Annotated in this window: 10 protein-coding genes and 1 pseudogene; 7 read left to right on the top strand and 4 right to left on the bottom strand. The window is 66.7% G+C overall.

Annotated elements, in window-relative coordinates; genetic code table 11:
- On the bottom strand, nucleotides 1–439 hold a 439-nt coding region (locus G3N92_RS27715), incomplete at its 3' end, for a sigma-70 family RNA polymerase sigma factor (protein WP_206130776.1).
- Nucleotides 440–642: 203 nt separating this feature from the next.
- Here G3N92_RS27715 and G3N92_RS27710 point away from each other — a divergent pair.
- The 4 genes from G3N92_RS27710 to G3N92_RS27695 all read left to right on the top strand — a co-directional run bounded on the left by G3N92_RS27710 (nucleotide 643) and on the right by G3N92_RS27695 (nucleotide 2,963).
- A complete protein-coding gene (locus tag G3N92_RS27710; RefSeq protein WP_206130775.1) occupies nucleotides 643–1,047 on the top strand; it encodes a hypothetical protein in 405 nt (134 codons plus the stop codon).
- 45 nt (nucleotides 1,048–1,092) lie between these two features.
- Complete coding sequence (locus G3N92_RS27705) at nucleotides 1,093–1,524, top strand: hypothetical protein (RefSeq protein WP_206130774.1); 432 nt, start codon at nucleotides 1,093–1,095, stop codon at nucleotides 1,522–1,524.
- A gap of 65 nt (nucleotides 1,525–1,589) precedes the next feature.
- Complete coding sequence (locus G3N92_RS27700; protein ID WP_206130773.1) at nucleotides 1,590–2,300, top strand: hypothetical protein; 711 nt, start codon at nucleotides 1,590–1,592, stop codon at nucleotides 2,298–2,300.
- 66 nt (nucleotides 2,301–2,366) lie between these two features.
- Complete coding sequence (locus G3N92_RS27695; protein WP_206130772.1) at nucleotides 2,367–2,963, top strand: hypothetical protein; 597 nt, start codon at nucleotides 2,367–2,369, stop codon at nucleotides 2,961–2,963.
- A gap of 75 nt (nucleotides 2,964–3,038) precedes the next feature.
- Here G3N92_RS27695 and G3N92_RS27690 read toward each other — a convergent pair whose 3' ends face one another.
- Nucleotides 3,039–3,467 (bottom strand): helix-turn-helix domain-containing protein, encoded by a 429-nt coding sequence (locus tag G3N92_RS27690; protein ID WP_206130771.1) that lies wholly within the window; start codon nucleotides 3,465–3,467, stop codon nucleotides 3,039–3,041.
- A 77-nt stretch (nucleotides 3,468–3,544) separates the two neighbouring features.
- Here G3N92_RS27690 and G3N92_RS27685 point away from each other — a divergent pair, with 77 nt between their 5' ends.
- On the top strand, nucleotides 3,545–4,420 hold the full coding sequence (locus G3N92_RS27685; RefSeq protein ID WP_206130770.1) for a class I SAM-dependent methyltransferase: 876 nt from the start codon (nucleotides 3,545–3,547) through the stop codon (nucleotides 4,418–4,420).
- Here the strand turns inward: G3N92_RS27685 and G3N92_RS27680 are convergent.
- Together G3N92_RS27680 and G3N92_RS27675 are read right to left on the bottom strand one after the other, a co-directional pair.
- A complete protein-coding gene (locus G3N92_RS27680) occupies nucleotides 4,400–4,933 on the bottom strand; it encodes a LysR substrate-binding domain-containing protein (protein ID WP_206130769.1) in 534 nt (177 codons plus the stop codon). The genes G3N92_RS27685 and G3N92_RS27680 overlap by 21 nt on opposite strands.
- Before the next feature lie 76 nt (nucleotides 4,934–5,009).
- The gene (locus G3N92_RS27675; RefSeq protein WP_206130768.1) at nucleotides 5,010–5,915 is read right to left on the bottom strand and encodes a LysR substrate-binding domain-containing protein; all 906 of its coding nucleotides are present in this window, start codon (nucleotides 5,913–5,915) and stop codon (nucleotides 5,010–5,012) included.
- A gap of 182 nt (nucleotides 5,916–6,097) precedes the next feature.
- Between G3N92_RS27675 and G3N92_RS27670 the strand changes: the two genes are divergently transcribed.
- Nucleotides 6,098–7,009, top strand: coding sequence for an alpha/beta hydrolase (locus tag G3N92_RS27670; RefSeq protein WP_206130767.1), 912 nt, complete (start codon nucleotides 6,098–6,100; stop codon nucleotides 7,007–7,009).
- A gap of 14 nt (nucleotides 7,010–7,023) precedes the next feature.
- Nucleotides 7,024–8,011 (top strand): annotated as a pseudogene (locus G3N92_RS27665) (MFS transporter); the annotation flags it as partial.

Below are 8,011 nucleotides of genomic sequence, written 5' to 3'. Positions count from 1 at the left end.
CCAGCGCGATCGCGGCGTGCGTTTCCTCTTCGAGGTAATGCCTGAGGAACGCTTCGCGCACCTTGGGCGGCGCGCCGTCGAGCGCGGCGTCGATTTGCTCGAGCGCCTCGACGGCCATCAGGATGTCGACCGGCGAGGGGTAGCCCGGCTGCGTTTCGGCCAGGTGTTCGAGCCCGTCGAGGTAGGCGCGTTCGATCGCCTGGCGGCGCGAGCGATCCACCAGCAAGCGCTGGGCGGTGGTGGTGAGATAGGCGCGCGGTTCGCGCAGGCCCAGCAGGACGTCGCGCGAGCCGAGGATCCGCACGAACGTGTCGTGGGCGAGATCGGCGGCGTCGGCCACACCGCCCAGGCGGCGCCGCAGCCAGCGGAACAGCCAGTCGTGATGGTCACGGTACAGCACGTGCAGGTCGTCCTGCACTGGTGGGTTCGTGGCCGGCATGACGCCCTCGGTTGGCATGGCTGGGTGGTGAATTGCTAATGAGAAGCATTATCAATTAATTTTTGTGCGCCGCCAATGGTTTCCGTTGCGGGGGTGAGAGAGGGGGGAAGGAGGCTTGTATGCCGCCCTCCGTACCGGCGCCGCGTATTGACTAACTTGAATCGTCAGACGACAGTGGCACGGAATGTGTTCGGGAGGGACTCATGCTGGATGTTTGTGTTGTCCGTGTGGAGCCGTTTTATATCGGCGCAGACGATGCCTCGATATGTCTGCGCTGCGGCGAAACGGAAATCGTCGCATTTCATAACGGCATATCGTCGGTCGTCCGTGTGGGCGATGTGTTGCGCAGCCCGCTGGATGCCGGGCCCGGCTTCACGCTCGAGGCTGCATCTCTTCCCGACTGGCCGGCGGAGTTGAAGCAAAGCCTCGCTTTGGAAAAATTGGAAAAAACGCCTAGGCCGTATGGCTACAAAGGCGTGGGGCGGGTGATGGATCGTGACCGCGGGATCGTGTCGGTGCTGGGATTTCAAATCGATTTCGGTGATGTTCTCGGGATTCCGAATGGCGACGCCGTGAACTTTGAATGTGAACGGCTCGATGTATGCTAGCGGTCGGGATCACACGTTCTTCAACGCCCCCTTGATCTCGCGATCGTGACAACATCCAGGTTCCGCTTTACCTTCGAGCACGACTGGCGCACGGCGCCCATGGCGTATTGGGTGCATGTCCCCGACACGGAGATTGCCGGCGCCTGGGTGCCGCCAGCGCCGCGTCCCGTTCCGCACAAAGGATTCCCCGCGCTCCGGGTCGAGGTTGGCGAGCACGAACTCGTGTTCACGTCGCCGGCACAACTCGCCCATTGCATCGAAGTGCTGGCGGCCACGCCAATGCCGACCTCGCGGCAACTGTCGTCGAAGCGCGGCACCGGCGTGGGCCCGAACGGGCATTGGCTCAGCCGTTTGCCCGCGGCGCTGAAATCGCCGCGCGGACGCGGGCCGCTCGTGGCAATCCTGCGAGCGGCTTATGCCGCATCGGTGCAAACCGGCTGCGCCTCGTTCAAGCTGCCGTACGACCCCAAGGCCTGACACGGCCGCGCGGGGCGGTATCGATCTCCACTATCGGCGAGTGTTCGCGGCTCGTCGCACACAGCATGTATTACTGGAACCAGCACAATTTCGAAGGACTGCTTCAACTCGCCCACGCGCTCGAGACGAACGACCACCTCAAGCCGCTTGCCGCCTACTGCCGCTTTCGCGAGCTCGGATTGCGGCGCGACGCGCTCCTGGCACTGGAGCAGTACCTTGAGGAAGCGCGTGCGTTCGACAGCGCGACGGCAAGGCTTGCGGCGGTACACATTCTGGAAGCCCATGCTCGAACGCAAGGCGTGACGCAGTTCCTGACCCAACCGCTCGTCGCGCGTTTCCTGCAGCCGACGTTGCGGGCGTGGATGCAGGACGATGCCAACACGAACGTACCAGTCCGCTGGCTCGGCATGCTCGATTCGGACCGCGCACTGCTTGCACGGGCCGTCGCGATGTGTCCGGACGACACGCCCGCGCGCAAGCGCTTGATCGACCTGTTGCTCGGCGATGTCGAATACGCAACGCATCATCTCGACGAGTCGGCTTTCATCGGCTCGGTCGAGGCGGCGGCGTCGGCGCTCGAGCTCGCCGGAACGCTCGTGGCGAGCGCCGCGGAACCGGACGCGTTCGCACGGCACGCATCCGACGTTCGGTATTTCACCGGCCTCATCGCGGATTGGCGGGCCTATTCGGAAAACCGTCGAGGTGCTTTCCCCGAATGGTGTGCGCTACACGGGCGGAACTACACGTATGCTGTCAAGGTGTACTACGAACGGTAAGCGCGCCGATCGATTCGCCGCCGCGACCGCCCCATAGCGTCATCACCCTCCCGATTCGGATCCTGTATGTGGCCGTTCAAAAAGCGTCCGCCGGTGTCGGCTGCGTCTCCCGCCCCGTCCCTGGAAAGGGATGAGGCGGCACCGCCCGCGCCAGCCGGCCCGGCTTACTGCTACGTTGAATTCGAATCGCATGGCGAGACGGCCCTGCGGCGGCTGACGGAATTCTTCAGCCTCGTGAAGGCCGCAAAAGAGCGCGATGCGCCGGCGGACGAGGCGCAGCTATCGGCTTATCTCACCGATGCCGAGCGCGCCTGCTTTTCGAATCTGAGCGCGGAGGAAACGGCCGAGTGGAACGAATTTTGGTTTTCCACGCCGCTTCCGAAGCGACATTCCCCCGAGATGCCGACGCCCGGATGGGATTTCGCCTCCATGCTCGATGCGTTCTGGCATGGCGACTACGACCTCGTGGGCATCCTGCCCCAGGCGACGCGGCATGTGCTGGCGTTCAACCCGCATGGCTATCCCTACGGCAGCACCGGCAGCCTGGTTGCGATGGTCGAATGCTTCGGCCACCGGGTCGTCGGCGTGGACGATGGAACGGGATACGAGAAATACGTGCCGTGTACGCTTATCTGGAAACCGCGCGCCCGCCGTGCCGTTTGACCCCGCATGCCGGCCGCCTCGCATGCGGCGCGGGGCCGACGATGGCGCGGGCCATGAAGGCGCAAGTCACCTGCGCTAAGCCTTACCCCGCGCTCCCTTCCGCTTTTCCGCCACCACCCCCAGCGTAGCCGCCCGCAGAATCCGCCGAAACGTAGCGCATTCCATATGGCTCGGCGCCGGACAGGCCGCGGCATGCCGCAACCCGTCGCGCATCGCGGTCAGCTTGCGAATCGTCGCGTCGAGTTGCTCCGCCTTGGCCAACAGCATTGGGCGGTCGATCCGCGGTTGCGCATCGGGCGCGAACATCTGCGCCATCTCGTCCAGCGAAAAGCCCGCGGCGCGCCCGATGGCGATCAAGGCCAAACGGTCGAGCACGTCGGCATGGAATTGACGGCGCAAGCCCGCGCGCCCCGCCGATCGGATGAGCCCCTTTTCCTCGTAGAACCGCAGCGCGGAGGCCGGCACGCCGGATCGCCGCGTCACTTCGCCAATATCGAGTTGCATCGTCGCTTGACCTCAAGCCAGCTTGAACTTGCATAGTGTAGCTCCCGCCCGTCGAGGCCAATCAGGACGCATCGATCATGAATCCCATTTCCCGGAACACCAGCACGCAGGCCACGCTCTGGAACGGCAGCGCCGGTCTGGCATGGGTGGCGGCGCAGGCGATGCTCGACCGGATGTTCATGCCGTTCGAGGCATGGCTCGTGGATCGGATTGGCGCGGAGGCGGGGCTCAGCGTGCTCGACGTCGGCTGCGGCACGGGCAGCACGACGCTGGCCCTGGCGCGGCGCGCCGGCGAGGCGGGGTACTGCGTCGGCGTCGATGTCTCGGCGCCGATGATCGCGCTTGCACAGGCGCGTGCCGAACGGGAGGGCTCGACGGCCCGCTTCATCGAGGCCGACGCGCAGACGCACCGGTTCGCGCCGGCCACGTTCGACCGAATCGTGTCGCGCTTCGGCGTGATGTTCTTCGACGATCCGCTGGCCGCCTTCGCGAACCTGCGGCGCGCGGCGAAGGCGGGCGGCGAGTTGCGTTGCATCGCCTGGCGCGGCGCCGCGGACAATCCGTTCATGACGACGGCCGAGCGCGCCGCCGCGCCGCTGTTGCCGAACCTGCCCGCGCGCCGGCCCGACGGCCCGGGGCAGTTCTCGTTCGCGGACCGGCATCGGGTTGCGAACCTCCTGGCGGCGGGCGGCTGGGCCGAGATCGAGATCCAGCCTGTCGACATCGATTGCACGCTGCCCGAGCCGGAACTGGTGAACTACTTCAGCCGGCTCGGCCCGGTCGGTCTCGCCCTTCAGGCGCTGGACGAACCTGCGCGCCTGTCCGTCATCGAATCGGTTCGCACTGCGTTCGAACCGTATGTGCACGGCGCCGAGGTTCGCTACACGGCGGCCTGCTGGAGCGTCGGCGCTCGCGCGCTGCCGGCGCCGGCATCAGGCGTGTTCCCCGTTTGAGCCTGGCCTGGACAGTGCCCATTCGGATTTGATCCATTGCACGAACGCATTGATTTTCCACGTGTCCATGTCGCGCTTTCTGACCGAAACGAAATGCGATTCGCGCAGGATCACGCCGTCTTGAATCCCATTCATCTTGATCAGCCGCCCGTCCGCCAATTCGCGCTCGGCGAGCGAGGTCGATTCGAGCACGACCCCGAGGCCATCGGCGGCCGCGGCGATCTTCATCGATAGCCGGTCGAAGGTCAGCGCGGGGCCGGCGGGCTGCCGGATGCCGGTTCGCCCGTACCACGCCGACCACGATATGCAACTGCCCCGCGATTCGATCGGCACGGAATTCAGGATGGCGCTGGGGTTGAAGGCCGCGATCCGCGACGCGTGGAAACAGACGGGTGGGGGCTTGCCCGGCTCGGCATGACGAATTGCCGCCGGGCTGGATGCCGCATCGCGATCGACGATGCGCCGTCCGGCTTCGATGGCAGTCACGCGCGCCATCGAATCAACGAACGCCATGCGAACGATCGCGCGTCACGTTGTCGATTTCCCGCTGGGTTCGTCGTCGCACGCGCTGCGTGGCGTGTGCCGCGCCTCACCTCTGCGCCTTCAGCATCTCGCGCAACCTCGGCGCGGCGAAGTCCAGAAAGCGGCGCATCTTCAGCGGCATCTGCCCGAGCTGCGCGTGCATCAAATGCACCGGGAACGGCTCCAGTTCGTACGCTTCCAGCACACTCTCCAGCGAGCCGTTGCGCAACGCGTCGTGCGCCTGGTAATGCAGCAGGCGCGTGAAGCCCACGCCGCGCATCGCCGCTTCCATCGCCGCTTCCGCCGAGGTGATCAGCCGCGGCGTCACCGCCACCTCGAACGCGGTGCGCTTCTCCGGGTCGCGAAAGCGCCACGACGCGGTGGCCGCCGGCCCTTCGGGCGAAATGCACGGCAGGCGCCGCAACTGATCGGGCGTGGCGGGCCGGCCGCAGCGCGCGAGCAGGGCGGGGCTGGCGCAGACGATGCCGCGCATCGCACCCACGCGCGTGGCGATCATGCCGCTGTCGGGCAGATGGGCGATCCGCACGGCCATGTCGATCTGATCGGTCAGCAGGTTCGCGTTCCAGTCGCCGAGGATCAGCCGGACGTTGATCTCCGGAAACTGCGCGAGAAAATCCGCCACGATCGGCAGCACGTGCAGGCGTCCGAAGTATTGCGGCGCGGTGATCACGAGGTCGCCGCGCGGCTCGACGAATTCTCCGGCCGCTTCGCGCTCCGCTTCGTCGACCAGCTCGACGATGCGTTTGGTGGCGGCCGCGAACGCGGCGCCGGCATCGGTCACGGCGAGCTTGCGCGTGGTGCGCGCGAGCAACTGCGCGCCGAGGTGCGCTTCGAGTTCGGCGATCTTGCGACTCACCGTTTGCACGGGGAGCTGCAGGTCGCGCGCCGCCGCCGAGAAACTGCCGTGCCGGATCACCGACAGGAAAATCCGCATCCCTTCGATCCTGTCCATCGTTCTTCCCGAAAAACGTGAAAGATATTCGTGATTTGTTGGGATTATATCTTTCGGTGTGAAGGTCCATAGTGCGACTTCGATGCCGGCTGCGTCACGCAGCAGCCGGAGTTTGGAGCCCTGGCTGCCCGGCCGTACGCCGCGCGGCGGCGCATCGGCTCGACGCCTGATAGGAAACGACGATGGCAGAAATCTACGATCACCTCGGCCAGCCGGTCGAACACGGCCGCGCCTGGGTCAACGGCATTCGCATGCATTACGTGACGGCCGGCCAGGGCGAACCGCTGCTGCTGCTGCACGGCACGCCGAAGAATCATTACTACTGGTACAAGCTGATCCCGCTGCTGACGCCGCATTTCACGGTGGTGGCGCCCGATCTGCGCGGCTTCGGCCACACCGACAAGCCGCCGGCGGAAGAGGGCTACGACAGCCTGACGAGCGCGCGCGATTTGAGCGAACTGATGGCATGCCTGGGCCACGATCGCTATCACGTGCACGGCGAGGATCGTGGCGCGGAATATGGTTACGTGCTCGCGGCGACCTATCCGGAGCGGGTCAGGACGCTGTCGTTCGGCGAGATGCTGCTGTCGGGGCACGGCTTCGAGGAGTGGACGTTCTTCACGCCCGAGCACGTCGCGGCGCGATCGCGCGGCGAGGGGATCTGGATCTGGCATCCGCCGTTCTTCTGGCTGCCGCACATCCCGGAGATGCTGATCGCGGGCAAGGAGCGCGAGTTCTGGGAATACTGGATCAAGGCCGAGACGTACAACCCGTACAGCATTTCGGAAGAAGCGATCGACGAGTGGATCGGTTGCCTGAAGGCGCCCGGCGGGCTGCGCGGCTGCCTGGAAAGCTACCGTGCCGGCCTGGCGAACGGCCGCATCAACCAGGAGCTGGCGAAGACCAAGCTGGCATTGCCGGTGATGACGATCAGCGCCACCGAATTCTTCGGGCCGCTGGTCGCCGAGCACATGCGCAAGTTCGCGACCAACGTGGCGCGCAGCGAGGTGTTCGAGCGCTGCGGGCACAGCCTTGCGCTCGAGGCGGAGCACCGGCTGGCCGATGCGTTGCGCGAGTTCATGCTCGGCCGGTGATGGCGTCTCGCATCATGATCCGGTCTTCCCGCCCCGACGCGCCGCATCGTGCCTGGCTCACGTTGCTCGCGCTGGCATGCGGCGCGTTCGGCATCGGCACGACCGAGTTCTCGCCGATGGGCCTGCTGCCCGTGATGGCGGCGGGCGTCCATGTGTCGATCCCGGCGGCCGGGTTGCTCGTCAGCGCATATGCGGTGGGCGTGATGATCGGCGCGCCGGTCGTGACGCTGGCGCTCGCGCGCCACCCGCGCCGCGCCGTGCTGGTGGGGCTGATGGCGATCTTCACGCTCGGCAACGGGCTGTCGGCGCTGGCGCCCGGCTATGGCGCGCTGCTGGCGGCGCGCGTGGTGACGAGCCTGGCGCATGGCGCGTTCTTCGGCCTGGGTTCGGTGGTGGCCGCCAGCGTGGTGCCGCCGCATCGCAAGGCCAGTGCGGTCGCGACGCTGTTCATGGGCCTGACGGTCGCGAATATCGTCGGCGTGCCGGGCGCGGCCTGGCTCGGCCAGACGATCGGCTGGCGGCCGGCGGCCGGCGTTCGGCGCGATGGCCGCGTTCGGCGTGCTCGCGATGGCGATGATCCGCGCGAGCCTGCCGCCGGCGGGGGCCACGCAGGCGCCGGACGTGCGCCGCGAGCTTCGGGTGCTGATGCGCGCGCCGGTGTTGCTGGCCATGACGGCGACCGTGCTCGGCGCGGGCGCGACGTTCACGCTCTACACCTACATCGCGCCGATTCTCTCGGCCGTCACGCATGCCTCGCCCGCGTTCGTCACGGCGATGCTGGTGCTGGCGGGTTGCGGGTTTTCGATCGGCAATGCGATCGGCGGCAGGCTGGCGGATCGCTCGCCGAACCGCTGCCTGCTGCTGGCCTTGACGCTGGAGGCGCTGACGATGGCGGCCTTTCCATGGGCCGCGCACACGCAGGCCGGCGCGGCGGCGGCGGTGCTGATCTGGGGCATCGCGGCGTTCGGGATGGTCGCGCCGTTGCAAACCCGCGTGATGCTA

This window comes from Burkholderia sp. Ac-20379 (assembly GCF_017104645.1).
In the GTDB taxonomy this organism is placed as follows: Bacteria; Pseudomonadota; Gammaproteobacteria; order Burkholderiales; family Burkholderiaceae; genus Burkholderia.
Note: the sequence above shows the minus strand (reverse complement) of the source record. Positions and strands in the feature narration are given on the sequence as shown.

Coding starts and splice junctions, on each gene's coding strand:
- G3N92_RS27710 (WP_206130775.1), top strand. CDS start 643: ATGCTGGATGTTTGTGTTGTCCGTGTGGAGCCGTTTTATATCGGCGCA.
- G3N92_RS27700 (WP_206130773.1), top strand. CDS start 1,590: ATGTATTACTGGAACCAGCACAATTTCGAAGGACTGCTTCAACTCGCC.
- G3N92_RS27695 (WP_206130772.1), top strand. CDS start 2,367: ATGTGGCCGTTCAAAAAGCGTCCGCCGGTGTCGGCTGCGTCTCCCGCC.
- G3N92_RS27690 (WP_206130771.1), bottom strand. CDS start 3,467: ATGCAACTCGATATTGGCGAAGTGACGCGGCGATCCGGCGTGCCGGCC.
- G3N92_RS27685 (WP_206130770.1), top strand. CDS start 3,545: ATGAATCCCATTTCCCGGAACACCAGCACGCAGGCCACGCTCTGGAAC.
- G3N92_RS27680 (WP_206130769.1), bottom strand. CDS start 4,933: ATGGCGTTCGTTGATTCGATGGCGCGCGTGACTGCCATCGAAGCCGGA.
- G3N92_RS27675 (WP_206130768.1), bottom strand. CDS start 5,915: ATGGACAGGATCGAAGGGATGCGGATTTTCCTGTCGGTGATCCGGCAC.
- G3N92_RS27670 (WP_206130767.1), top strand. CDS start 6,098: ATGGCAGAAATCTACGATCACCTCGGCCAGCCGGTCGAACACGGCCGC.